This is a genomic window from Arthrobacter sp. UM1 (genome assembly GCF_020483305.1).
Taxonomy (GTDB): Bacteria; Actinomycetota; Actinomycetes; order Actinomycetales; family Micrococcaceae; genus Falsarthrobacter.
Genome location: NZ_JACWAB010000011.1, coordinates 21986 through 44459 on the forward strand (window position 1 = coordinate 21986; position 22474 = coordinate 44459).

General features: G+C 68.8%; 26 protein-coding genes and 2 tRNA genes. 2 read left to right on the forward strand and 26 right to left on the reverse strand.

What is annotated here, in order from left to right; translation table 11 throughout:
- Window positions 1-4: 4 nt before the first annotated feature.
- From H9I38_RS10305 to H9I38_RS10395, 19 genes are all read right to left on the reverse strand, one after another.
- The gene (locus H9I38_RS10305; RefSeq protein WP_226338737.1) at window positions 5-1267 is read right to left on the reverse strand and encodes a polysaccharide deacetylase family protein; all 1263 of its coding nucleotides are present in this window, start codon (window positions 1265-1267) and stop codon (window positions 5-7) included.
- Window positions 1264-2526 (reverse strand): hypothetical protein, encoded by a 1263-nt coding sequence (locus tag H9I38_RS10310; protein WP_226338738.1) that lies wholly within the window; start codon window positions 2524-2526, stop codon window positions 1264-1266. The genes H9I38_RS10305 and H9I38_RS10310 overlap by 4 nt, the downstream gene beginning before the upstream one ends.
- The gene (locus H9I38_RS10315; RefSeq protein ID WP_226338739.1) at window positions 2526-4820 is read right to left on the reverse strand and encodes a hypothetical protein; all 2295 of its coding nucleotides are present in this window, start codon (window positions 4818-4820) and stop codon (window positions 2526-2528) included. The genes H9I38_RS10310 and H9I38_RS10315 overlap by 1 nt, the downstream gene beginning before the upstream one ends.
- Before the next feature lie 51 nt (window positions 4821-4871).
- The gene (locus tag H9I38_RS10320; protein ID WP_226338740.1) at window positions 4872-5234 is read right to left on the reverse strand and encodes a hypothetical protein; all 363 of its coding nucleotides are present in this window, start codon (window positions 5232-5234) and stop codon (window positions 4872-4874) included.
- A complete protein-coding gene (locus H9I38_RS10325) occupies window positions 5235-5615 on the reverse strand; it encodes a hypothetical protein (RefSeq protein WP_226338741.1) in 381 nt (126 codons plus the stop codon).
- A 2-nt stretch (window positions 5616-5617) separates the two neighbouring features.
- The gene (locus H9I38_RS10330) at window positions 5618-6097 is read right to left on the reverse strand and encodes a hypothetical protein (protein ID WP_226338742.1); all 480 of its coding nucleotides are present in this window, start codon (window positions 6095-6097) and stop codon (window positions 5618-5620) included.
- Window positions 6094-6450 (reverse strand): hypothetical protein, encoded by a 357-nt coding sequence (locus H9I38_RS10335; protein WP_226338743.1) that lies wholly within the window; start codon window positions 6448-6450, stop codon window positions 6094-6096. The genes H9I38_RS10330 and H9I38_RS10335 overlap by 4 nt, the downstream gene beginning before the upstream one ends.
- A gap of 11 nt (window positions 6451-6461) precedes the next feature.
- Window positions 6462-6758 carry a hypothetical protein gene (locus H9I38_RS10340; RefSeq protein ID WP_226338744.1) on the reverse strand — a complete coding sequence of 99 codons (297 nt, stop codon included), beginning with the start codon at window positions 6756-6758 and terminating at the stop codon, window positions 6462-6464.
- A complete protein-coding gene (locus H9I38_RS10345; RefSeq protein WP_226338745.1) occupies window positions 6755-8395 on the reverse strand; it encodes an HK97 family phage prohead protease in 1641 nt (546 codons plus the stop codon). The genes H9I38_RS10340 and H9I38_RS10345 overlap by 4 nt, the downstream gene beginning before the upstream one ends.
- Window positions 8392-9561 (reverse strand): phage portal protein, encoded by a 1170-nt coding sequence (locus tag H9I38_RS10350; protein ID WP_226338746.1) that lies wholly within the window; start codon window positions 9559-9561, stop codon window positions 8392-8394. Before H9I38_RS10350 ends, H9I38_RS10345 begins: the two co-directional genes overlap by 4 nt.
- Window positions 9562-9641: 80 nt before the next feature.
- Entirely contained in the window at window positions 9642-11114 is a 1473-nt protein-coding gene (locus H9I38_RS10355; protein WP_226338747.1) for a terminase large subunit domain-containing protein, read from the reverse strand.
- A complete protein-coding gene (locus H9I38_RS10360) occupies window positions 11111-11494 on the reverse strand; it encodes a hypothetical protein (RefSeq protein ID WP_226338748.1) in 384 nt (127 codons plus the stop codon). Before H9I38_RS10360 ends, H9I38_RS10355 begins: the two co-directional genes overlap by 4 nt.
- Before the next feature lie 83 nt (window positions 11495-11577).
- Window positions 11578-11796: an HNH endonuclease gene (locus tag H9I38_RS10365; protein WP_226338749.1), complete on the reverse strand. Its 219-nt coding sequence runs from the start codon at window positions 11794-11796 to the stop codon at window positions 11578-11580.
- Window positions 11797-11839: 43 nt separating this feature from the next.
- Window positions 11840-12061, reverse strand: a complete 222-nt coding sequence (locus H9I38_RS10370) for a helix-turn-helix transcriptional regulator (RefSeq protein ID WP_226338750.1) — start codon at window positions 12059-12061, stop codon at window positions 11840-11842.
- Window positions 12061-12249, reverse strand: a complete 189-nt coding sequence (locus H9I38_RS10375) for a hypothetical protein (protein ID WP_226338751.1) — start codon at window positions 12247-12249, stop codon at window positions 12061-12063. Before H9I38_RS10375 ends, H9I38_RS10370 begins: the two co-directional genes overlap by 1 nt.
- Entirely contained in the window at window positions 12246-12404 is a 159-nt protein-coding gene (locus tag H9I38_RS10380; protein ID WP_226338752.1) for a hypothetical protein, read from the reverse strand. The genes H9I38_RS10375 and H9I38_RS10380 overlap by 4 nt, the downstream gene beginning before the upstream one ends.
- A gap of 1054 nt (window positions 12405-13458) precedes the next feature.
- Window positions 13459-13767: a hypothetical protein gene (locus H9I38_RS10385; protein WP_226338753.1), complete on the reverse strand. Its 309-nt coding sequence runs from the start codon at window positions 13765-13767 to the stop codon at window positions 13459-13461.
- Window positions 13764-14315: a hypothetical protein gene (locus tag H9I38_RS10390; protein ID WP_226338754.1), complete on the reverse strand. Its 552-nt coding sequence runs from the start codon at window positions 14313-14315 to the stop codon at window positions 13764-13766. Before H9I38_RS10390 ends, H9I38_RS10385 begins: the two co-directional genes overlap by 4 nt.
- Window positions 14312-14560, reverse strand: coding sequence for a helix-turn-helix domain-containing protein (locus H9I38_RS10395; protein WP_226338755.1), 249 nt, complete (start codon window positions 14558-14560; stop codon window positions 14312-14314). The genes H9I38_RS10390 and H9I38_RS10395 overlap by 4 nt, the downstream gene beginning before the upstream one ends.
- 108 nt (window positions 14561-14668) lie before the next feature.
- Between H9I38_RS10395 and H9I38_RS11080 the strand changes: the two genes are divergently transcribed.
- Complete coding sequence (locus H9I38_RS11080; protein ID WP_226338763.1) at window positions 14669-14977, forward strand: helix-turn-helix domain-containing protein; 309 nt, start codon at window positions 14669-14671, stop codon at window positions 14975-14977.
- Here the strand turns inward: H9I38_RS11080 and H9I38_RS10405 are convergent.
- The 6 genes from H9I38_RS10405 to H9I38_RS10430 form a co-directional block, all read right to left on the reverse strand.
- Window positions 14933-15005: transfer RNA gene (locus tag H9I38_RS10405), tRNA-Thr, on the reverse strand. The two genes, H9I38_RS11080 and H9I38_RS10405, sit on opposite strands and share 45 nt — an antisense overlap.
- A gap of 176 nt (window positions 15006-15181) precedes the next feature.
- Complete coding sequence (locus H9I38_RS10410; protein ID WP_226338756.1) at window positions 15182-16024, reverse strand: aldo/keto reductase; 843 nt, start codon at window positions 16022-16024, stop codon at window positions 15182-15184.
- 141 nt (window positions 16025-16165) lie between these two features.
- Complete coding sequence (locus H9I38_RS10415; RefSeq protein ID WP_226338757.1) at window positions 16166-16618, reverse strand: hypothetical protein; 453 nt, start codon at window positions 16616-16618, stop codon at window positions 16166-16168.
- On the reverse strand, window positions 16618-16833 hold the full coding sequence (locus H9I38_RS10420; protein ID WP_226338758.1) for a YbdD/YjiX family protein: 216 nt from the start codon (window positions 16831-16833) through the stop codon (window positions 16618-16620). The genes H9I38_RS10415 and H9I38_RS10420 overlap by 1 nt, the downstream gene beginning before the upstream one ends.
- Entirely contained in the window at window positions 16826-19069 is a 2244-nt protein-coding gene (locus H9I38_RS10425; RefSeq protein WP_319002232.1) for a carbon starvation CstA family protein, read from the reverse strand. The genes H9I38_RS10420 and H9I38_RS10425 overlap by 8 nt, the downstream gene beginning before the upstream one ends.
- A 142-nt stretch (window positions 19070-19211) precedes the next feature.
- Window positions 19212-20183 carry an NAD(P)H-quinone oxidoreductase gene (locus H9I38_RS10430; protein WP_226338759.1) on the reverse strand — a complete coding sequence of 324 codons (972 nt, stop codon included), beginning with the start codon at window positions 20181-20183 and terminating at the stop codon, window positions 19212-19214.
- A 130-nt stretch (window positions 20184-20313) separates the two neighbouring features.
- Between H9I38_RS10430 and H9I38_RS10435 the strand changes: the two genes are divergently transcribed.
- A tRNA-Ser gene (locus tag H9I38_RS10435) sits at window positions 20314-20401 on the forward strand.
- Between the two features lie 119 nt (window positions 20402-20520).
- On the opposite strand, the gene H9I38_RS10440 is transcribed toward H9I38_RS10435, so the two are convergent.
- Window positions 20521-22329: a hypothetical protein gene (locus H9I38_RS10440; RefSeq protein WP_226338760.1), complete on the reverse strand. Its 1809-nt coding sequence runs from the start codon at window positions 22327-22329 to the stop codon at window positions 20521-20523.
- Between the last annotated feature and the right edge of the window lie 145 nt (window positions 22330-22474).

Consider the following 22474-nt stretch of genomic DNA (forward strand, 5'->3'; position numbering starts at 1 on the left):
CTCCTTAGCTGGTGGTGATACGGGTGTGGTGCCACTGGGACAGCAGCACGAGGTCCAGGTCACCGGCATCCCGCCGCGCGGCCAGCCGGTCGAGGAAGCCCTCGAAGCCGGCGCGGGTGACCCTGCGGGGCGCGCCGCCGCCGTCGAGGTAGCAGGCGTGCAGGCTGAGGATGGTCCCGTGGCCGCGCTCGATGGCCGCGGCGACGTGCCGGTCCCCGATCCCGCCCGGCTTGACGCCGGCGTCGTCGGGGTAGTCGAGCCACTGCCGCCCGGCCAGGGTCACGGGCCGCCCGTCGAGCGGGTGCGTGATGACCCCGCCGTCGCCGGGACGCCGCTGAGTGCCCCCGGCCCAGGCGTGCCCGCCGAGCACGAGCCGCGCGAACTCGCTCCCGAGGTAGACCTCCTCATCCGTGATGAGCGGGGCGGTCTTGTAGCGGATGCCTTCGGGGTAGTCGCACCCGGGCGGCAGCCACCCGAGGATCGCTTGACCGGTCTCGGCACGCAGCCGGGCCCGGGAGCCGAGGATCTCCGCCTCGAGCGCGTCCACGTCCCTCACGTCGGCATGGGAGGCGCCGTGGTTGACGATCTCCACCCGGGACGGGTCCAGGGCCCGGATGTCCGCCCACGAGGCCCCCGCACTGAAGCGGGCATAGGAGTAACCCGGGTCGAAGGCGTTACCGTTCAAGGCCCAGCTGCAGGGGATGTTCCGGGCGGCCAGCAGCGGCAGGACGAGCTGGAGGGTGGCGGCCGGGTAGTCGTCGACGACGAGCGCGACCTGAGCCCGCGGCGAGGTGCGGGCGTGCAGCCGGCGGGCTTTGGCCTGGAGCAGGTCACGGGCGAGCCCGTACCGGACCCGGTCCACGGCCGCGTTGACCGCCACGGCGCTCACTCCCCCGCCCACAGGCCTGCCCCTCCAGTTCGTTCCGGTCTCGAACGTGCCGGCTGCGGGTGCGTCACAGGCGACGAGGAGGCGCTCATCGCCGTTGAGGACGGCTCCGAGGCCGGTGAGGATCGCCGGCATGTCGGCGGGGGTAGGCATCGGCAGCCCGCGCCAGTTGCTGCCGTACTGGTAGAGCCCGCTCGCGGCGGCGTCGATGGGCTGCATGGTGGCGGCCGCGACGGTGGCGATGCGGCGGCCAAGCTCGGCGTCGGCGGCAGCGGCCGCGCGGGCGTTCTGGGTGATCGCGTCGTCGCCGTCGCGGATCGGGGCGTCCCCGTCAGGCAGGGCGAATCCGGCCTGGAGGAGGGCTTCATCGGAGATGGTCACTTCTGGCTCCATTTCTCTGTGACCGCGTTCCAGCGGGTGGCTTTCGGGTAGGCGGTGTGCCAGGTGGTTCCCGCGATATCGGGGCTGGGATCGCCGGTGACGAGCTCGTGTGGGGTGAGGCCGAGCGTCATCTGCCATGTGTCCGAGCGGATCTCTTCCTGGATCTGCTGCACGAAGTAGACGCTGCCGACGGGCTCGGGCCAGTCGTGCGAGAGGGTGATGGGGTCGCCGTGCTCCATGGCGAGCAGCTGTCCGGCGAGGTGGCGTTCGCTGGGCTTGTCGCTGGAGAGGAGGGCGAGGAGGTCTACTCGGACGGTCGGGACTCGGTAGCGGGCGCCGCCTTCGCGGACGGCGCGGGCCTTCATGGCCTTGTCCAGCTGCCCGGTTCGCGGCCAGATGTGCGTGAGGTCCACGGGCTCGGGGCGGGCCACGTAGCGGGAGTCCGACGTTGTCCAGGCTTTCTCCACGGTGGCGCCGTAGGCGCTGGTGGGGTCTCGCATGATGTAGCGGACCTCGATAGCGGTGGTCTTCTGCTGCTCCCAGGACGCGGCGGAGAGCGCCGCCCGTCGTGTCAGGGGGTGGGGCCAGCGCTGCTTCCATTGGGAGGCCAGGAACGCGCGGAAGCTGAGGTTTTGGGCTTCCAGGTCGCCGTTGCGCAGCGTGCGGACGAAGATTCCGAGGTCTTCGCAGTATCGGGACCGGATGTCGGAGGCGGTGAGGGTGATGGGGCCGGACTCGAGCCCGGCGACGGCGTCCCACGCGTGGCCGGCTGCGAGGCGGGCGAGCCCTACGGGGATCCCGGAGGCCTTGAGCAGCGCCCTGTAGACGTCCGGCAGCGCGGAAGACTCGGGGGTGACGACGACGCTGCGGTTCATGGGCTCGATGAGCGCGGACCAGTCCGAGCAGACGAGCTGGGTGCTCTGCCGGGTGTCTGAGCGGTCCTCCACGCTCTTCATGGCTAGGCGACCGAAGAACCGGTGTTCGAGGCTTGCCGCGGGGTAGCTCGTGATCTCGTGAAGGCGTCGAGCGCCGTAGGCGGTGAGCTTGAGCCGGACGGAGGTGTCGCGGGTGATCGGCTCGGCGCCGGGCAACCGGGTGGTGAGTGTGGACGGGCTCCACCCGATGGGCGAGCCTGCGTCGCCTCGGCTGATGCTCAGGCTGATGATGGTGTGGTCGTTGCGCCATGGGCGGCCAGCGATCTGCAGCTCGAACAGCGGCGCGGCGGCGCCGAGGGCTCGATGGAGGCGTTTTGAGGCCATTACGCCTCCCCCATGATGGTTTCGTACTCCCGGATCACCCTCTTCACCTCGCGGCCGAGGGCGACGGGGTCCGTGCCGAAGCCGGCGTTGATGGTGATGTTGATGACCGCGGGCTGGTGCGGAGGGTCTCCCGGCCGTCCGCGGTCCCGGCGGGGCTGCGAGTCCTCATAGCCGGGCTCCGCGCCCGGTTCCGTCTCCACGCGGAGGGGAACGTACGGGCGGACGCCTGTCTCGACGGCAGCGGTGACAGCGGCAATCTGCTCTTGGAGGGCGGGCATGCCGCCTTTGAGGCCTCCGACGAAGCCGCCCATGATCGCGAGGCCGGCGGGGATGAGCAGGCGCCGGTCGTAGCTGATGGGGCCCTTGTGCTCGGCGATCCACGGGCCGATGCCCTGGATGAAGTCTGCGACCTTGCCCCATGTGTGCTTGAGGCCGGCGAAGAGTCCTTCGATGATCGCTTTGCCGGCGTTGACGAGCAGTCCCCCTACCCCGCCGAGGGCACGGAGGATCTGCCCGGGCAGGTCGCTAAAGAGCGAGACGACTCCTCGGATGCCGGCTTGGGCGATGGCTCCGAGTGCCCTGAGGGCACCGCGTGCGAGGGCGAGGATTCCGTCCCACGCGGAGGAGAGGATCTGGGCTACTCCGGTCCAGGCAAGCTGCCAGTCTCCGGTGAGGAGGCCGGTGAAGACCTTAACGATGCCGTGGACGATGCCGAGGACGGATCGGATGACGGCTGCCACGGTCTCGAAGGCCACCGTGACCACGGGGATGAGGTTCTGGACCACGCCGACGAGGACGACGCCGAGGATCTCCACGAGCGGCGTGAAGGCCGGAAGCAGGGCGGTGACGGCGGAGCCTACGAGCCCGAAGATGTCGATGACGGGCGGGATCACGCTCGATACAAGGTCGAGCAGGATGGGTGCTAGTGAGGTGACGAGCACCGTGGCCACGGGGACCACGGCCTCGAGGATCCCCGAGACGGCAGGGATGAGTGCCGACGCTGCACCCTGGAGGGCTGGAAGGGCTGCGCCCGCAAGCTCGCCCAGTGCGGGGCCAAGCTGCCGGGCGAGGCCGCCGACGAGGTCGAGGACGCTGCCGACGAGCTCGCCGAGTGCCTGGCGCAGCGGCTCCGAGTGGGCCACGGCGCCGAGGAAGAGCGCGGAGACGATCCCGAGCGGGCTGGCGACGAGGCCAACGACGCGGGCGAGAGTGCCCAGGTGGCCGAGCAGGGGCGCGATGAGCGGGCCGACGGCAGCGAGCACCGCCTTGAACGGTGTGAAAGCGAGGGCGACGGCGCCGACGGCGGCCGCCACACCTGCGAGCTGTGTTCCGCCGAGACCGCGGAGAGTGTCTCGGACTCGGCGGACATGATCGCCCAGCCCCGTTAGGAATGAGGTGGTGCCCAGCACGGCCGCGCCGAGGCCGCTGGAGGGATCGAGGCCGAGTCGTTGGACGAGGTCTACGGGGCTGGCGCTGTCCTTGAGCGCGGTCACGGCAGCGGCGCCGCGCTGGAGAGCGGGGACCACGGTGCTGTTGACGAGCTTGGCGCCCCGTGTGAGCACGGGCAGGAAGATGCTGGCGATCTGTGTCTGGACATCGCTCATGGACGCCTTGAAGACCTGCACCTGGTGCGCCCATGTATCGGTTTCCTTGGCGAAGTTGCCGTGGGCGTCTTTGGTCTGCTCCATGATGAGCGCGAGGGTGGCTGCCTGGGAGGCTTCTGCGGAGAGCGCGCCTCCGACCTTGCGGAAGCCGAGCTCGGCGGCTTTGGCGTCGATGCGGGCCTGGTTGAGGCTCACGCCGTAGCGCTCGATGGGGTCGCGCTCGCCCTTGAGTGCAGATGAGAGCGCGCCGACGGCGTCGGCGGTGGTGCCGCCGAACATGGAGGCGAGGTCGGCGCCGAGGGTGATGAGCTCGTTTGTCTTGGGCGCGAGGGCATCCATGGCGGTGCCGCCGTTCTTCAGCTGCGTCCCGATGAGTGTTCCGAGCTCGTTGTATTCGTTCTTGGTGAGGCCGAGGGCCGTGGAGGCCGTGTCGGCCCACTTATGGACGGTGGCTGCGTTCTCCTTGAAGACGGTGTCCACGGCGCCGATGGACTGCTCAAGGTCGCCGGCTTTGGAGATGCCGGCGAGGACGTAGGCGCCGGTGGCGACGGCGGCCGCGCCCACTGCGGCCGCCGTCGCCTTCATGCCCTTCTGGAGGGCGCCCGCGGCACGCGAGGATTCCTGCATGCTGCGGATAGCCGAGGTCGCGTCGCCGAGGATCTTGACGGCGAGGATCGCGGACTTAGCCATGTGTTTCGGTCTCCAGAATGTCTAGGGCGGTGACGAGTTCGTCGTGGTTTTTCAGCCAGTGGTCGGCGGGAATGCCGGATCTGAGGGCGAGGACGACTGCAGCTCGGTGTACAGATCCGGCTGGGTAGGGTCCGTGAACTGGCCGATTTCGGGTGTCTCGGGGGCCTTCTCGGTGATGCCGGCGTCGATGGACTCGGCTACGAACTGACTCCACTCAAGGGCGTGCAGCCCGGCTTCTCGGGTCGCGTGCCAGGCCAGGAAGATTGACGCATGGATGGGGGTGGTTTCGAGGCTCCACCCGTTCGCCCGTGCGCTGACCTCGAACTGGAGCTTGCTCTGCACTCCGACACGGACGCCTTCGAAAATGCGCCCGTCTTTGAGTTCGGCGAACGCCCACTGCTTCTTGATGTTCATTTAGGTTCCTTTCACTTGGTCGAGGATCTTGACGACGCCTCTCGCGTAGACGCCCACCCATCGGGGCTCACTCGCTTTGGCTGCGTCGGTGAGGTAGAGGCTTTGGCCGATGCCTCGGGCGGGCCATCCCCAATGGACGGGCCCCGCATAAGGGATGGCCTTGCGGCCGGCGCGGATCGAGACGCCGGTCTGTCGTGGTGAGACGCGGATCGATCCGACGAGACGGCCTCGCCGCCGTGGTGTGCGCTGCCGGGCGCCGTCGGCGACGATCTCGCCTACCTCCCGGTGCAGCGCTTTCAGACGGCTGAGGTCGTCGCCTGCGGCCCTGAGGGTCTTGCGCAGCTGGTAGCCGCCTGCGAACTCGACGAGGGCGCGGGCCATGGTCAGACCGTCGTCGGCGCCGCGAGGCCGACGGTGCTGCGGTTCTCGGTCTTGAGCCAGTCTTCGGTGATCTTCGTGTCGCCGGCGTAGAGGTCGTACATGCCGACGCCCTCGAACTCGAAGTCGGAGGTGTTGCGGTCCTTGACCTTGCCTCCGATGGTGAGTTTGTGGACGAGGACCTCGCCGCGGACGGAGAGCTCGTGCTCGCTGTTCGGCGTGAAGATGAAGGGCACCTTCTTGCCGGAGTGGACGTGGCACCACGCGAGGAAGGATCGCCGGTCGTAGGTCTGGTAGAGCGCGCCCTTGAGGGTGAACTCCTCGTCTCCGGCGATGCGGTCCCCGGAGAGGACGTCTACGCCCTTCTCGGTCTTGGGCTCGACTGCGCCGGATTCGATGCCGACGGCGAACTCGACGGCGTCTCCGACCTTGCCGAGTTTGAGCGAGCCGGGGCCGAGCTTGTGGGATCGGGCTTCGTTGGTCATGTCGTGCTCCATTCGTGGTTGCTGGTAAGGCGGTAGGCGGGCCAACCGGGCCCTTGGACGTCGTGGAAGGTGACCGGCTCAGCCCGGTCGGCCTCGAGGGGGATGCGCAGCGCCTCGATGACGGGCATGATCCGGTCGAACGCGGCGTTCGGCTCGGACTCTGGGCCCGCGATGACGAGGACGCTGATCTCGGCTGTGGTGATGTCCCACGTTGTGAAGTCGAGGGTCGGCGGGTCCGTAAGGACGACGACGCGGCCTTCTGTGAGGTGGAGGGCCGCGCTGCGGGCGTCGTCGATGACCTGGACGTCCTCGATTCCTGCGGTGTCCAGTGCTGCGCGGAGTCGCTCTGTCATGCGGTGCCAGTTCATGCGATGACCGGGGCGAGGTAGGGCCGTAGCAGCGGGTAGGCGGCGGTCATGGGATCGGTGCGGACCCGCAGCGGCTGCACGTCTGGGCCGTCCAGTCCGACGACGCCCAGCCGGGCCCGCTGCCGGTGGTAGAGGTCCGCGCCGACCTCGAGGACCGCGCGCGCGAGGATGGCCTCGGGGACGCTCGCTGTGCCGATGTGCTGCGCCACGAGCGTCTCGGCCTGCGCAGCGCAGTCTCTCGTGAGCTCGCTCTCGGCGGAGAGGCCGAGGTAGGCGTGCAGCTCCATGCTCATCCCTTGAAGTTCACGGGGAGGAGGGCGTCCGGGTGCGGGGTGAGGTGCGCCAGGTACCCGTAGACCGCGAAGTCCCGCGAGAGGTTGAGTACGTTGTCGTCCTGCAGCTGGAAGGGCGCCCCGGCGGACTCGCGGACCTGAATCGCGATGGGGTCATAGAACATGGCGCGCCCGGTGGTCCCGTGCAGCACGTTGACGGGGACGCGGAGCAGGTCACCCGAGGCCTGCGGGAGGTTCAGCGTGCCGACGATGTTGACTCCCTGCCCGGAGACGGTGAGCAGGGGCCGCCCGTCTGTGCCGGCCTCGTGGGCGAGGGCCTTGAACTTGTCCGGGGACAGGGCGAGTGCCTGGAGGTCGTAGCCACGATCCTCGAAGATGCCGGCAGCATCGACGATGACGTCGATCCAGTCGAAGGCGGAGTTGCCGTCAAGGTCGATGGCAGCTTGTTCCGTGGGGCTGGACTGGTGGGCGGTGAGCCGCTTGTCGAGCTGCTGGATGGCGTAGGCCTTGGTCGCGGCCTCGGTCTGGCGTGCGTAGGCCAGGGCGAACGCCTCGAACAGAGAGGTGAGGGTGCTGGACTCCATGCGGTCGATAACCTGGCGCGAGAGCGTCTCAGCCCCGCCGAAGGTTCGGACCTTGGACGACGCCGCCTCAAGGGTGAACTTGGCGCCCTTAGCGAGCTCGTCGAGCTGGTTCTCCTGCTCAGCAACGGTCGCCGTGGTCTTGGTCTTGACGTAGTCGAGGGTCATGCCCTTGGCCGGCAGGGGTGCGCCCGTGAAGCGATTGGTCCAGCGGCGGCGCTCGTTCACCTTGCGGGTGAGATCGCCGATGAAGCCGGGCGCGCCCGCCTTGTCTGCTGTCGGGATGTTCGCCGTAGTGATGTCGCGGTAGAGGGTCGCGGCCGCCTCGTGACGAGCGTTCTTCGGGTTGGCGATGGCCTGGACGAACTCGCCGAAGCTGCTGAACTGGGCAGCGCGGGTGAAGATCGCCTCGACCTCGCTGGGCTCGGCGGTGGCGGCAGAGGCAGCGCGGCGCTCGATGTCCTCGAGCTTGGCGGTAAGGGCGGTCAGGGCGTCGTCATGCTCGGCGCGGGTGATGAGATTCTCGTGGCCCATGGGTGTCTCCTTAGACGTGGTCGATGTGCGGGAACGGGTGGATGAGACGGCTGCGGTCTCGTAGGCAGGGAAGGGGACGAGCGAGTACTCGCGGACGCGGATCTTCTCGTGGACGATGAGCGGCACCTCGTCATCGTCGGAGTGCTCCTCGCGCCACTGGACGGGCTCGAAGCCGACGGAGAGCTTGTCGATGACGCCGTCGGCGAGGAGGGTGCGGACCTCGGCTGCGCGGGTGGTGCGCGAGAGGGCTGCGGTGATCTCGCGGCCGGCGTCCGTCTCGGCGGCTGCGGTGACGCGCCCGATCGGCTCGTCGTGGCGCCAGAGGATGAGGGCGGCGGCGTCCTCGTCGTCTGGAACGCAGCCGGGCTCGAAGCGCTCACGGAACCACGGCGTCTCGTAGGTCTCGCCGTAGACGAGGCCGAGGCCGGTGAAGCCGCCGCCGTCGTCGGAGCGGGTGAGGCGGCCGAGCGCGCGCTGCGCGAGGGCGTTTCCGCGGGTGAGGTCTTCGAGGGTGATGGTCATAGCGCGGCTGTGTCCTTCGCTGGCTTGTGGGCTTCGATCTGCTTGCGCTGCTCCGTCGTGAGCGGAGGCAGGCCCTCGATCTCGCGTATCTCGTCGGGGGTGCGCCACCCGTCGGCGAGGGCCGCGTGATGGGCCTTGTAGCGGGTGGTGGTGTCGGGGCGGAGGAGTGCCTCGACGTTGAAGCGGATGTCTTGGCCGAGCGGAGAGACCTCCGTGAGGGCGCGCTCGATCTTGCGGAGGTAGCCCATGAGGGAGAAGCGGACGAAGCCGAGCCATTCCTGATCGACGTTCGAGTAGGTCATAGAGTTGCCCTCGAGCGTGACGAGCATGAGGGAGGACGGGATGCCGAAGAGTCGGGCGACCTCGGTCACGGTGAAGGTCCGAAGGTCTAGCAGCTGGGCTTTCGCCGGGTCCGGGGTGAGCGGGGTGTAGGCGACGTCTCCTCCTATCACCCGGACGCCGGTCAGGTTGTCTGGGTCCGCGGCACTCACGTTCCAGGCTTTTCTGGCCTTGGTTGCGTCCTCCGGGGTCTTTGCGTACTTGAGCGAGAGCAGGCCGTTTGGCTGCCCCGTGCCTCGGAAGTGGAGCGCTGCGTAGGTGCGGACGTCGAGGGCACCGGTGATCTCGGCGCGAGCGGCCTGTAGCGGGCCGAGGCCTCGCTCACGGCCGGGGACGCGGAGATAGCGCTTGTGGACGATCTCGGCGGCGGAGTACGTCCGGCCGCTCCAGGCGTAGGAGACGCGCCGGGTTTGAGGGTCGCGGAGGATCGTCACTTCGTGCGGGGGCAGGACTCGGGCGGCGACGGTGCTTCCGTCCGTGCCCTGGACTTTGAGGAGGAACAGGTTCCCGTCGAGGGCGAGGGACATGATGCAGTCGGCGGTCCACTCGCTTTGGTCGCAGTCGGGGTCCGGACGGCGGACGAGGGCGGGGACGCTGCGCCCCTTGGCGACGACGCCGCCGCGCTCGCATGTGAGTGGGATCTGCTCGGCAGAGGTGGTGAGCACCTGCAGCGCCCGGAAGACGGGGATGAGGCCGAGTGCGCCGTCGATGGTGAACTCGGCCCCGATCTCCCTGGATGGCAGCCGGAGGTTGCTGCTCTGGGAGGCGAGCGCAGCGGCGCGCGCCTGCAGGGCGATGCCGGGGAAGATGCGCTCGAAGAACCTCATGCCGCCCATGAGAGCGCCCCCTTGCCTGTGGTGTCACAGGCAAGGGGGCGGGAGGTGTGAAGAGGTGACGGGAGGGACGGTCAGAGCACGAACGAGACGCCCTCCTCGACCTGCGGGTGTCGCAGCGCGTACAGCGCGACGACGGCCGCGATGACGGCAGGCACGGGGCGCGCGCAGTCGTCTCGGGAGATGCGGCGGACGCCGTTCCGCCGGCGGATCTCCAGCGCCGTGACCTGCTCCCGGACCTCGTTGTCGCCGTCGTGCGCTAGAGGCGCCGGCGAGTCCAGGCCGCGGGCGGATGCGACGGTGTCGAGCAGCTCCTCCGTGGCCTGACCGAACTCGTCCACGGTGAGCTGCCGGACCTCGTGCCCTTCATCCTCAAGGGTGCGGACGAACCGGCGGACGGGACCGGCCCCATCGGCTGCCAGCTGCCAGCCCTCAGCGGCGGCGAGCTCGAGGGCCATGGCCAGCAGCCACCCGGTTCCCGGCGCTTGGTGGACGACCTTGAACGAGGGCAGGCCCTCGGCATCGAGCCAGGCGGCGACGAGCGCGGCGGACTGGTTCTCTGGCGAGACCTCGAGCGCGAGCACGACGTCCGCGCCGTCCGGTGGCGGGGTCAGGCTGCGGGCGAGGTCGTCCCAAGCGGCCATGTCCACGAGCATGGCCTCGGAGGCGGAGAGGCGGTTGCCGTATGCGCGGATGAAGGTGGCCAGCTTCTCCGGCGATTCGGCGGCCCGGCGAGCTCGCTGGGCGAGGGCCTCCTCGGTGATCGTGTTTCCGAGCGCCGGGTGGTAGGTCCACCACGAGGCCGGGTCGAGGGGGTCGAGACCGTCCGCGAGCCCGTAGTCGATGTAGCAGAGGTCCGGGTCCGTGCCGGCGCGGCCCGTCTCCACGAGGTCGTTCATGAAGTCGGAGCGCAGCGTGCCCATGGTCGAGAACATCCAGACTTGGGCTTCGGAGCCCCAGGTGATCTGGCCGGGTTCCGCAGCGCCGAGCAGCGCCTCGCCGAGTTCCTTGGTGTAGTGCCAGATCTCGTCAAAGCCGACGAGCGGCGGGTGTTCGCCGTGCAGCGCCGAGAGTGTCGGTGAGAATCGCGTGATTTCGCACCCGGGTTTTCCGAGGAGCCTGAGGCCTTCCGCACCATTGGAGAGCTTGGCCTGGAATACGGCTTTCAGCGGGGAGTTTTGGACGAGGTCGATGAGCTCGACCATTCGCTTCCTTGCGTCTTGTCCGGTCTGCGCTGTGAACCAGACGCTCGCGGGCTTTCCGCGAGTCAGGATGCGGTGCAGCTGGACCGGCCCGTAGAGCGTGGTCTTCCCGGACTGGCGCGGCACGGTGATGAGAACTCGGGCGTACCGGTAGAGGCGCACGCTGCGCCCGCTTTGGTCTTTGCCGTTCCGGTATTGGGTGGCGACGGCGATGGCTTTGTGCTGCCAGGGCATGAGGGGGCGGCCGAGGAGGCGGGCAAGGCGTCCGATCTCCTCGGCCTCGTTCTTCCAGCCCGGCTCTAGCTCGGGGTGGAAGCGCGCAGGGGGCAGGTGTTCCCAGGTCACGGCAGGGCCGGAATCGGTGCGTCTTTCTCGGACATGATGGCAGCGATGAGCTTGTCCGCGGTGGAGACCTCTGCCGCGACGACCTCGGGCAGCTGGGCAAGCACGTCGTTCATCGCTTTGATGAGCATCGCGCGACCTGAGGGCTTGCCCTCCCCCATCGAGCGGTCGATGTCTCCCGCTGCCTGGATCGCGAGGACCGCTTGAGCCTCGTGCATCGGGGTCAGAAGGCCTTCCTTCTGCATCGCCCGAACCGTCCGGCGAGTCGCGCGCTCCAATTCGCCCATTTCCGGCTTCGGCGGGGCGAGTCCAGGAAGATACCCGTTGTTTTCGGCGTCATCCTGCACGATTTCGCCGGTCTGGAAGTTGACGATTCGGGCCATTTTCAGCCTCTTTCTCTAGTGCGTTTTTTCTGTGCGCCCAGGGGAGGGAGAAACACGGGGCGCGGGGTGTTCCGAGGGGTGGCTCACCAGAAGAATGAGCCGTTGCTGATGGTGCCGACGCTCGTGGTCGGCGAGCGGCCGGCGTCGGCGTAGTTGCAGGTGGAGTGAGCCAGTCCGAGGTTCGCGAGGTCGTGCGATCCGCCGTCTCGTCGTTTCGTCTTGTGCTCGATGGTCGCGGCCTTCGCGCTCTTGATCGGTGTTCTGCAGATGCAGCATGTGAGTCCGTCGCGCGCGAGCAGCATGGTCTTGATGGCTTGGCGTCGTCTGTATGGGACGCGGGCCCAGCTATTCTGCGGGCGAGCCATGGCGGTTCTCCTCGAGCCAGGCGTAGAGGTCGCGTGGCAGGTAGCGGACGCGCCGGCCGAGCTTGACGTACTCGGGGCCGGTGCCGGTGACCCGCATGCGCTTGACCTCGTCGGGGGTGATGGCGAGGAAGGCGGCTAGGTCATCGGTGGTGAGCATCCGCGGTGGCAGCGGGTTGCGCTGCGGTCCCGGCGCAGTTGTCATTAGGCGGCCTCTCTTTCGGTCTCGGGGGCGTGGTCGTGGACCATGAAGCGCTGCAGGGTGTTGACGGTCTGCTCGAGCGCGGCGATGGCAGCGCGCGTGGTCTCCACGGCCTGCTGGGCCAGGTGGAGCTCCGCGCTGGCCTCGGCCCAGGCGTTCCAGAGCTCGGCTTCGGTGATGTGCTTGCTCATCGGCAGCGCTCCTCGATGAGGCTCCAGGCTTCCTTGAGCCGGTCGATGCTGAGCATCGCCTCGTGGTGGCTCGTCGCGAGGCCTACCGGCATGCACCCGTGGCGGATGTTCCAGAGGCAGGTCTGCGGATCTCGGCGGACGTGGAAGCGGGTCACCAGGTGCCTCGCTTCGCGCTTCGGCAGCGGGGGCAGGTGAAGGTCTTCTCGCCGGCGAACAATCGCGGCCGGGCGTCCCCGCAGCCTACGCAGTTGATGTGGTGGTAGTCGTAGCCGCGGCGAGTGCAGAGGCGGCAGAACTTGGTCCGGCCGTAGGGCGGGTTCTTGGCGCAGTGCCAGCAGACTCGGGGCACGGCGGTGTAGACCGGCAGCGCCCTAGCTTTGGGTGTCGGCGGCTTTGCCTTGAGTGCCCTCTCCCCCGGGGTGACGAGTCGGAGGGGCGTTCGGCTGCGTCCCATGATCGTGCTCCTTTCGTGTGTATACAGACGGATCCGCTGCGCGGCTGTGGAGGCCCTGCGGGCCCGCTCCCGGCGGCTCCCTCCTCCATGGTTTTCCCCGAATCTGTGCGCCATCTTCGAGCAGGCCAGCACCTCTAGCCCGCTGTCATCGAGACAGCAGGCGTGTGCTGCACGGCGGGCAGGTGATCGGCCTGCGTCCGTCGCGGCTGGGTTCGGAGTCCCTGGCACTCCCACTATCGATTTGGCTGCAGGGCCGTCCATCGGTTTCGGCGTGAGGACGTGAAGAGGAGCCGCCGAGCGCTGCAGAGCCGCCTTCCGCTGGCGTGCGGTGGCGGGCGCTCTGAGAGGTGTCGAGGGGTCGGCTATCGCCTCCCCGGGGCTGTGAAGGCGTGCAGCTCGCGGCGCCGGTCGCGCTCGATGCGGGCGTGCCGCTCGGCGAGGTAGGCGTTCAGGGACGCGGTGTCGGCGCGGCGCCGGGCTTCGCGGTGAGCGGCTAGGCGCTCGGCAGCGGCCCGGCGTTCAGGGTTGCAGCAGGGGGCGCAGAGGCCCCGCTGCTCACCTTCCGGGACGGCGAATACTCCGCGCGGGCGACATTGGCCCGCGGGGACGTACTTCTTCCCGCAGGCGGCGCACTTGGGCAGGTAGACGGTCTTACGTGTCATTGGCGATCCGTTCGCGGATGACGTCGATGAGGACAACGGAGAGGGGGCCGCCGAGGCCCAGGCCGAGGATGAAGTACCAGCCTTCGAGGCCGCTCATGGCGTGACCTCCTCGTCGCCCCAGAGGTAGACCTCGAGCCACGTCTTCTCGAAGGCGGCCAGGCATGGCCTCGGGTGGCGCTGCCAGTGCTCGAGAAGCTCCTCGGAGGCGTAGCGCTTGGCATGCTCCAAGGGCCCGTTGAACAGCTCGAGCGGATGGACACCGCGCTGCTTGGCTGCCTTGTTGAGCAGGAAGCCGTTGCAGTCCGTCTCGGCGCGGAAGTACGCGATGCGGAGGTCACGGTCAAAGTCCCTGCGCATCCTCTGCCAGAGTTTGCCGGCGTAGTCGTAGATCGCGCTGCTCACGACGCTGGCTCCTCCTGTACCTTTGAGGCAACCAACCGATTGTTCTGGCAACAACAAGTACAGGAGGAAGAATGGAAGGCACCCTTCACCTTGCCGGGAAAGAGTTCCCGATAGACCTCGAGAAGTGCAGCGCCTATGACTTTTTGACTCGCGTGGGCTCTGCATCCACCGGGGCACAACTCGGCGCCGTGGTACTCCCGCTGAAGGGCGGAGACTGGCTCAACACCCGACTCAACCCCAGCATTCCGTACGCGATCACCCTTGACCACGAAGCGCTCGTGGCCTTTAAGAACGCGGAAGAGCTCGGCCCGCTCCAAGCGTGCAGCGACTCGTCCGCGGCTTACTCCGAAACCGATCAGCCGCTCCGGCGAGTAGACCAATAGGTCAATGTCGCCCTGATTGCCGCGGACCTTGCTGGCGTCGTCGCCGAAGAGTTCTTCGAGGCGGTCGACGGCGAAGCCCCAGCGGTAGACGTCCTCAGCGTCCTGCAACGTCCGTGGCTTCGGGGTGTAAGCGTGCCGGCGGGGGCCGTTCAGGGTGTTGCTCATCGCGCCGCCACCTTCGGCAACCTGCTGCCGAGAGCCGCAGCGCGAACTTGTGCGAGCTCCTGCACCTCGGCACGAGAGAAGAAGAAGGCCCCGCGAGCACCCGGGCTCTTCAGCTGCGGCGACAGCTCCCCGCGTCGCACGACCTGATGAACGGCGCTGACAGTGAGGCCTAGCAGCCGCGCAGCCTCCCGGGTCGTGAGCACCTCGGGACTATCCACAAAATTGGGAATCTTCACAACGCTCATGGGAAGCAGAGTAGAGCATCGCCCAAGATTGTGCAACTGCACAACCTTGACGACCAGCCCTAGAACCGGCTACATGCAAACGTTCACAAAGTTGGTAACGTTAGAAGTATGAGCATCGAAGCAGTGGGAATCATCCCTACATGGTCCATTGGGGACCGCCTCCGCAAGGCGCGCGAACTGGCCGGCTTCGACCAGGGGCAGCTGGCGAACGCCTTGGACATCTCACGGAACACTGTGAGCAACTACGAGAAGGGGAACGTGGAGCCCCGGAAGATCGTGTTGAAAGCTTGGAGCTTCACCACGGGCGTCAGCCTCACGTGGCTTGAAACAGGTGTGGCTCCCTCCCCGAACGGGGAGGGAGCCACTAATCTGAGCCCCCTGCCGGGATCGATCCGGCGACCTTATCATTACGAGTGATACGCTCTACCATCTGAGCTAAGGAGGCACGTTGTTCTTGCGAACAACAGCCACCACTCTACCGGACCGCGATCACGGCCGCAAACTCAGGGCGAGGGCGGGGAGCCGGGACTCGAGCTCTCCCGACGTCGGCCCCAGCGCCGGCCCCAGCACCGGCCCCGGGGACGGCCCGAGCCCCGCGAGAAGGCTCCTCCCGAGAGGGTCTTACTCGAAGTCCGCCTCAGCCGGGTTCGGGCCCATGCGGCCGTCCTCGCCCTTGTCCAGCCCGTTGATCGCCTCGACGTCCTCCTGCGTCAGCGTCACGTTGACGGACTCGAGGTTCTCCGTGATGCGGGACGGCGTCACGGACTTCGGGATGACCACATTGCCGAGCGCGAGGTGCCACGCGAGGATGACCTGCGCCGGGGTGGCGCCCAGACGGTCCGCGATCTTGACGATGACCGGGTCCTCGAGGACCTCCTTGCCCTGGCCCAGCGGGGACCAGGACTCGTGGAGCATGCCGAAGTCCTTCTCGAACTCCCGCAGCGCAGCCTGGTTGAAGTACGGGTGGGTCTCCACCTGGTTGATGACCGGCGCCACGCCCGTGAGGTCCGTGATCTCGCGGATGGCGTCCGGCGTGAAGTTGGAGACGCCGATGGACTTGACGAGACCGCGCTTCTGCAGCTCGACGAACGCCTTCCAGGTGTCCACGTACTTGCCCTGCTTCGGCTGGAGCCAGTGGATGAGGTAGAGGTCCACGTACTCGAGCCCCAGACGCTCGAGGGAGGCCTCGAGGGCCTTGATCGTGGACTCGTAGCCCTGGTCCGCGTTCCAGAGCTTCGTGGTGACGAAGAGCTCCTCGCGCTTCAGCCCGGACTTCGCAATGGCCCGGCCCACGCCGGCCTCGTTCTCGTAGACCTTGGCGGTGTCGATGTGGCGGTATCCGGCCTTGAGCGCCTCGAGGACTGCCGTCTCCGCCTCGCTGTCCTCGACCTGCCACACGCCGAAGCCGAGCTGCGGGATCGTGCGGCCGTCGTTCATCTTCAGGTTCTCAACTGTGTTGGTCATACCGTCAGTCAACACCCCGCCACGCCGATGCGCCAGGCCTCCCGCGGGTGTTCGCGGGTGCCGAACGGCGGAATATCGGGCCGGCCCGCGCACTCCTTGGAGAAACAGTCCTCGGAGAAGCCGCCCCCGGGAGGCGAAGCCCTAAGAGAAGTCGGCGGACTCCTCCGCGGCGGCGATCTCCTCGAGAACGGCCTCGGCCCGGCGGCGCACATTCTCCACGTTCGCGGAGGCGATGCCCCAGCGGTCGAAGTCCAGGCAGCTCATCGCGGCGGCCTCCGCCGTCGTCGCCAGCGCGTTGCCCGCGCGCGAGAGGCGACGGTGCACGGCGATGGCGGCTCCCCCGGGGACGTCGAGCCCCTCGCTGGGGAAGCGGCGCTGAGCCGCGGTGCAGAGGGCTCGGACGCGCGGCAGCCCGCCGGCGAGGGCGTTCGCGACGACGACGAGCTCGTCGTACAGCTCCCCCTCCGCCATCTCGAGGACCTGGTGGTAGCGGTCCAGCCCGCGCACATAGCGGTCATGGGTGCGGCGCCAGATGCCCTTGCCGAGCTCGGCCTCGTCCCGGCGCTTGGCCCGCACGGTCCCGAAGAGCGCCATCAGCAGCACCGCCCCTGCGGCTCGCGGTCCAGGCGGTCCGTCTTCTCGCGCCAGAACTCCCGCTCGGAGAGCACGGGCTCGCAGCACTCCCCCGCGGCGGCGCGGCGCTCGTGGTGGGCCAGGTACTTCTCATAGGCGTCCGCGCCCACGACTCCCCGCAGGTATCTGCGGCCGGCGTCGAGGGCGCCGAGGACGCGGCGGGCGATGTCAGCCATGATGCGATCGTACGGGAGCCCCGCGCACCTCCGCCCACTGGCGATCGAGCTCCTTCTCCGCGGGAGACGAGACGAGGCCGGCGGGGGCGAAGGTCTCCGAGGGGACGTACGGGTCCTCGGTGGACTCCTGCTCGCCGCGGCGGACGGCCCTGACCGTGGCGAGGACGGCCGCCGCGATGACGATGACCGTGAGGACCACGAACAGGATGGACAGCGAGCCCTGGACAAAGGTGTTGCGCACCACGGCGTCCATGGCCTCCGGCGTCTTGGCGGTGCCGAGGCTCGTCTTGCCCGCCGCGATCGCGTCCTTGTACTGCGCGTGCTGCGCCCAGTAGCCCACCTTCGGATTGGCGGAGAAGATCTTCTGGATGCTCGCCACCACGGTGACCACGGTGACGAACGCGAGCGGGACCACGAGGATCCACAGGTACCGGGCCCGTCCGGCGCGCGCCGCGATGGTCATGCACACCGCGAGCGCGATCGCCGCGAGGAGCTGGTTGGCGATGCCGAAGAGCGGGAACAGGGTGTTGATGCCGCCGAGCGGATCGGTCACGCCCATGACGAGGATGGCGCCCCACGCGGCGACCATGATCGCCGTGCAGATCCAGACGCCGGGCCGCCACGTCATGTCCTTGAAGCGCGGAGCCACGTTGCCGATGGCGTCCTGCAGCATGAACCGGGCCACGCGCGTGCCGGCGTCGACGGCGGTCAGGATGAAGAGCGCCTCGAACATGATGGCGAAGTGGTACCAGAAGCCCATCATCGCCACGCCGCCGCCGACCTGGTGCATGATGTGCGAGAGGCCGACGGCGAGGGTGGGCGCGCCGCCCGTGCGGGAGACGATGCTCTCCTCCCCGACGTTGTGGGCGAGCTGCGTGAGCATCTCCGGCGTCAGGTTCACGCCGGTCAGGCCGAGCCCGTTGACGAACTTCACGGCGCCCTCGGGACTGCCCATGGTGAGCGCCGGCGAGGCGTTCATGGCGAAGTAGACGCCGCGGTCGATGGAGAGCGCCGCGACGAGGGCCATGATGGCCACGAAGGACTCCATGGCCATGCCGCCGTAGCCGATGAGCCGCGTCTGCCGCTCCTTCTCCACCATCTTGGGGGTGGTGCCGGAGGCGATGAGCGAGTGGAACCCCGAAAGGGCGCCGCACGCGATGGTCACGAACAGGAACGGGAAGAGGCTGCCGGGCACCACCGGGCCGTCGGCGCGGCTCGCGTACTCCGAGAACGCGGGCACGTGGAGCTCCGGGCGGACGACGACGATGGCGAGCGCCAGCATGACGATCGTGCCGATCTTCATGAACGTGGAGAGGTAGTCGCGCGGCGCGAGGAGCAGCCAGACCGGGAGGACCGCGGCCACGAAGCCGTAGACGATGATGATCCACGCGATGAGCGGGCGGTCCCAGTGGAAGAACTGGGAGCCCCATGCGGACTCGCCGACGTACCGGCCGCCGATGATGGACGCCATAAGGAGCACGAACCCGATGACGGAGACCTCCATGACCCGGCCCGGGCGGATGAAGCGCAGGTAGACGCCCATGAACAGCGCGATCGGCAGAGTCATGGCCACGGAGAAGACGCCCCACGGGGACTCGCCGAGCGCATTGACGACGACGAGGGCGAGGATGGCGGTGATGATGACCATGATCGCGAGCGTGGCGATGATGGCCGCCGTCCCGCCGAACCGTCCGAGCTCGTCCCGGGCCATCTGGCCCACGGAGCGGCCTCCGCGCCGCATCGAGAAGAAGAGGACCACGTAGTCCTGCACGCAGCCGGCGAAGACGGCGCCCGCGATGATCCAGACCGTGCCCGGCAGGAAGCCGAGCTGCGCGGCGAGGACGGGGCCCACGAGCGGCCCGGCGCCCGCGATCGCGGCGAAGTGGTGGCCGAAGAGCACGCGGCGGTCCGTGGCGGCGAAGTCCTTGCCGTCCGCCTTGTACTCGGCGGGGGTGGCCCGCTTGTCGTCCGCCTTGAGCAGGCGCGTCTCGATGTAGGTCGCGTAGAAGCGGTAGGCGATGAGGTAGCTGCCCACGGCGGCGAAGACGAACCAGATCGCGTTGATGCTCTCCCCGCGGGAGAAGGCGAGGAACGCCCAGCCGACGGCGCCGACGAGGGCGACGCCGATCCAGACGGCGATCTGCAGCGGGCTCATCCTCCGGCGCTCGGCCGCGACGACGTCGTCGTCGAGACCCGCGGGAGGAAGGGAGGGGGAAGGGGAAACGTCTGCGCTCACGGACACCTCATCGCACGGAAGCCCCGGCCTCGCGGCCGCGCGAGGCGCGGCGGGCACGGGGCGGCGTCAGCGGTGACGCCATTCACAATCTTGCCACGCAGCTCACAGACGGCGTCAAGGCGAGGGCCGCGAGGGGTCTCGCTCAGCGGACGCGGAGGAGGACCTTGCCGCGGTGGCGGCCGGAGTCGAAGTACGCGTGCGCCTCGGAGGCCTCGTCCAGCGGGAAGACGCGGTCCGTCGTGACGCGGATCCGCCCCTCCTCGACGAGCGGCCAGACCGTCTCCCGGACGCCCGCCATGATCTGCCGCTTCTCCTCGAGCGGGCGGGCCCGGAGCGTGGTGCCGATGACTCGGGCGCGCTTGCCCATGAGCAGGCCCAGGTTGAGCTCGCCCCGGCTGCCCTTCTGCAGGCCGATGACCACGAGGCGGCCTCCCGTGGCGAGCGCTTCCACGTTCTTCTCCAGATAGGCGGCGCCCACGACGTCGAGAATGACGTCCGCGCCGCCCATGAGCTCGCCGATCCGCTCGGCGAAGTCCTCGGTCCGGTAGTCGATCGCGGCCTCCGCGCCGAGCCGGCGGCAGTGCTCCGCCTTCTCCTCGCTGGAGACGGTGGCGACGACGCGCGCGCCGAGCGCGGCAGCGAACTGGATGGCGAACGAGCCGATGCCGCCCGAGCCGCCGTGCACGAGGAGGCGGTCTCCCGCCTTCAGGCCGGCCTCGAGGACCAGGTTGGAGTAGACGGTGGCCGCCACCTCGGGCAGGCCGGCCGCGTCCTCGAGGGAGACGCCCGCGGGGACAGGGAGCACGAGGCCCTCGTCCACCGCGACCTGCTCTGCATAGCCGCCGGAGGCGAGGAGCGCCACAGCCTCCTCCCCCTCGCGCAGGCCGGAGTTGCCGGGAGCGGAGGCGACGCGGCCGGACACCTCGAGGCCCAGCACGTCCGACTCCCCCGCCGGTGGCGGATAGACGCCCTTGCGCTGCTGGACGTCCGCGCGGTTGACGCCGGCGGCCGCCACGTCGAGGAGCACCTGCCCCTCTCCGGGCACGGGCGCGCTGCGGTCCACGGCCTCCAGGACCTCGGGACCGCCGGACTGGGAGGCGATGACTGCTCGCATGCCCTTCACCCTACGCGGCTGGCGCCGAGGGGAAAACGGGCTCCGGGGCTGTGCGGTGGGCTCCGGGCCTGTGCCGCGCCTTCACCGGCTGTGCCATGGCCTCGCGGGCTGTGCCATGATGGTTCTTTGAGGAAGGTTGTCCGAGCGGCCTAAGGAGCTGGTCTTGAAAACCAGTGTGCGGCAACCCCGCACCAAGGGTTCAAATCCCTTACCTTCCGCTCCCGAGGGCTGAACAGCCCTGGAACCGCGAGAGCCCCTCGCCCCGGTGAAGTCGGGGCGAGGGGCTCTCTGCGTGCCCGCCTCAGGGCAGCTGCCGGAACGGCCGCCGCGAGGAGCGCTACTGCGCGTTCTTCGCCGCGAGCTGGCCCTGCCAGCCCCGGCCGACGACGAACGGGGCGCCGAAGCCGGAGCCGTCCGCCTTGACCGGGTAGAGGTAGAGCTCGTTCGTCGTGTTCTTCCGGGCGAGGATGCCGGCCTCCGTGGCCGACATGACGGTGAAGCCGTTCCAACCGCGCCCGACGATCCGGCGGCTCTCGTTGTAGAACTGCCCGTACCCGTTGGTGCGGTAGAGCAGCAGGTTGCCCGCGGAGTTCCGGGCGAGGACGTCCACGCGGCCGTCCTTGTCGAAGTCGACCGGCGTGAGGCTGTTGAGCCCCTGCCATCCGGCGCCGATCTGCGTGTTCGTCGTGGGCGTCCGCGAGCGGAGCACGCCGTTGGGCTCCTTGGTGATGACGGCGGGATCGCCGCCCTTGACGAGATCCGCGGTGAACATCTCCACGCCCGGGACCGTGTTGAGGACCTCGAGGGGCTGCAGGCCGCTCGCCGAGCCGCGGGAGAGGCCGAGCGTTCCGTTGGTGAAGTGCGAGACGACGTCGTTGTAGCCGTCCCGGTTCCAGTCGATGACGGAGAGGCTCCGGGCCCCCGCCCATCCGGGGCTGAGGGCGGTGACGCGGCGGATGACCTGATCCGGGTCGATCTTGTAGTTGTTGAGCGTTCCCTTGTTCATGCTCACGAGGCTCGAGCTGTCCGGCTGGGCCGAGACCGTGCGGGCCGGGGTGATCGAGACGGTCGCCGTCGCGCCCGTGCTGAGGATCTGCACGCGGGTGCCGCCCACGGTGGTGAAGCTCTGGCCCGCCTTCCACGTGACGTTCGAGTCGATGAGCTGGCTGTTGGGAAGCGGGTTCGGCATGTTGACCAGGGTGGCGATCTGGTCCGAGGCGTAGTTCCGCTTGGTGATCTTCACGCCGGCGTTGCCGCGGCCGTAGAAGACGGCGTCGTAGCCCACGGGCGTGCGGTATTCGAGGCCGTAGGTCTGGCCGTTGGCGTCCTGGAAGCTCACGGCGCGGTGCACGCCGGGCGCCGCCCACGGGGAGAGGACGGCCGTGCGCGGGGCGGCGATGAAGCCGAGGCGCCGCACGTCGTCGCCGCGACCCAGCTGGTCGTCCTGGACGGCGAGCGAGGAGACGGCCGGGGTGGGGACGTCGGAGATGCCCATGACGTCGCCCGCGTCGCCGTACGGCTTGATGGAGCAGTTCGGGTTGGCGAGCTTGCCGCTCTGCGGGAAGAAGGCGTCCTGGGACCCGTCCTTGCACTGGAGGGCCTCAGCGTGGCCCACGCCGAAGACGTGGCCGAACTCGTGCGTGATGATCGAACCGGAGTACGGCGAGGGGCGCGGCATGAGGATGAGCCCCGAGCCGTTGCCGAGGTCCCAGCCGGCGCCGAAGGCGTCATACTTCCCCGTCCCCGGCCGCTTCAGCGCGGACACGGGCACGTAGGCGACGACGACCTTGTTGCGCGCCGTCGCGAGCCCCAGCTCCTTCACCATGGTCTGCATCATCTGGTTGAAGTCCTGCTTGCTCGTCGCCGCCGAGCGGTAGGACGAGTCCGCGGTGCGGTTGAGCGAGAACCGGCCGGCGGACTCGTAGGACCAGAAGGAGCGGGCCTGGGCGAACTGGCTCGCCTTGAGGCCGGCGTCCGTCGTCGCCCCCGAGGCGTCCGCGAGCTGGACGTCCATGAGGGTGACGTTGATGGCGCGGGTGTCCACGAAGGTCGCGGAAGCTGAGGTCGGGGCGATGAGGTCGAGGGGCAGGGCGAGGAGAGAGGCCGCGAGAGAGAGGATCGCGAGCCGGGGGCGGCGGAGCGTCACTGGCAGGGTCCTTGTCGTGAGAGGGGGATGTCAGGAGGGATGGGGGAAGCCCTCCCCGCCAGGACGGACGCGTCCGTCGCGGCGGGAGGCGGTCAGATTCCGGCCTGGTAGTGCTGGAGCACCTCTGTGGCCGTGAGCGGGCGGT

Excerpts from the sequence above, each read along its gene's own strand:
- H9I38_RS10310 (WP_226338738.1), bottom strand. The coding sequence starts at position 2,526 with ATGGCCTCAAAACGCCTCCATCGAGCCCTCGGCGCCGCCGCGCCGCTG.
- H9I38_RS10315 (WP_226338739.1), bottom strand. The coding sequence starts at position 4,820 with ATGGCTAAGTCCGCGATCCTCGCCGTCAAGATCCTCGGCGACGCGACC.
- H9I38_RS10320 (WP_226338740.1), bottom strand. The coding sequence starts at position 5,234 with ATGAACATCAAGAAGCAGTGGGCGTTCGCCGAACTCAAAGACGGGCGC.
- H9I38_RS10325 (WP_226338741.1), bottom strand. The coding sequence starts at position 5,615 with ATGGCCCGCGCCCTCGTCGAGTTCGCAGGCGGCTACCAGCTGCGCAAG.
- H9I38_RS10330 (WP_226338742.1), bottom strand. The coding sequence starts at position 6,097 with ATGACCAACGAAGCCCGATCCCACAAGCTCGGCCCCGGCTCGCTCAAA.
- H9I38_RS10335 (WP_226338743.1), bottom strand. The coding sequence starts at position 6,450 with ATGACAGAGCGACTCCGCGCAGCACTGGACACCGCAGGAATCGAGGAC.
- H9I38_RS10340 (WP_226338744.1), bottom strand. The coding sequence starts at position 6,758 with ATGAGCATGGAGCTGCACGCCTACCTCGGCCTCTCCGCCGAGAGCGAG.
- H9I38_RS10345 (WP_226338745.1), bottom strand. The coding sequence starts at position 8,395 with ATGACCATCACCCTCGAAGACCTCACCCGCGGAAACGCCCTCGCGCAG.
- H9I38_RS10350 (WP_226338746.1), bottom strand. The coding sequence starts at position 9,561 with ATGAGGTTCTTCGAGCGCATCTTCCCCGGCATCGCCCTGCAGGCGCGC.
- H9I38_RS10360 (WP_226338748.1), bottom strand. The coding sequence starts at position 11,494 with ATGGCCCGAATCGTCAACTTCCAGACCGGCGAAATCGTGCAGGATGAC.
- H9I38_RS10365 (WP_226338749.1), bottom strand. The coding sequence starts at position 11,796 with ATGCTGCTCGCGCGCGACGGACTCACATGCTGCATCTGCAGAACACCG.
- H9I38_RS10370 (WP_226338750.1), bottom strand. The coding sequence starts at position 12,061 with ATGACAACTGCGCCGGGACCGCAGCGCAACCCGCTGCCACCGCGGATG.
- H9I38_RS10375 (WP_226338751.1), bottom strand. The coding sequence starts at position 12,249 with ATGAGCAAGCACATCACCGAAGCCGAGCTCTGGAACGCCTGGGCCGAG.
- H9I38_RS10390 (WP_226338754.1), bottom strand. The coding sequence starts at position 14,315 with ATGAGCAACACCCTGAACGGCCCCCGCCGGCACGCTTACACCCCGAAG.
- H9I38_RS10395 (WP_226338755.1), bottom strand. The coding sequence starts at position 14,560 with ATGAGCGTTGTGAAGATTCCCAATTTTGTGGATAGTCCCGAGGTGCTC.
- H9I38_RS11080 (WP_226338763.1), top strand. The coding sequence starts at position 14,669 with ATGAGCATCGAAGCAGTGGGAATCATCCCTACATGGTCCATTGGGGAC.
- H9I38_RS10410 (WP_226338756.1), bottom strand. The coding sequence starts at position 16,024 with ATGACCAACACAGTTGAGAACCTGAAGATGAACGACGGCCGCACGATC.
- H9I38_RS10415 (WP_226338757.1), bottom strand. The coding sequence starts at position 16,618 with ATGGCGCTCTTCGGGACCGTGCGGGCCAAGCGCCGGGACGAGGCCGAG.
- H9I38_RS10420 (WP_226338758.1), bottom strand. The coding sequence starts at position 16,833 with ATGGCTGACATCGCCCGCCGCGTCCTCGGCGCCCTCGACGCCGGCCGC.
- H9I38_RS10430 (WP_226338759.1), bottom strand. The coding sequence starts at position 20,183 with ATGCGAGCAGTCATCGCCTCCCAGTCCGGCGGTCCCGAGGTCCTGGAG.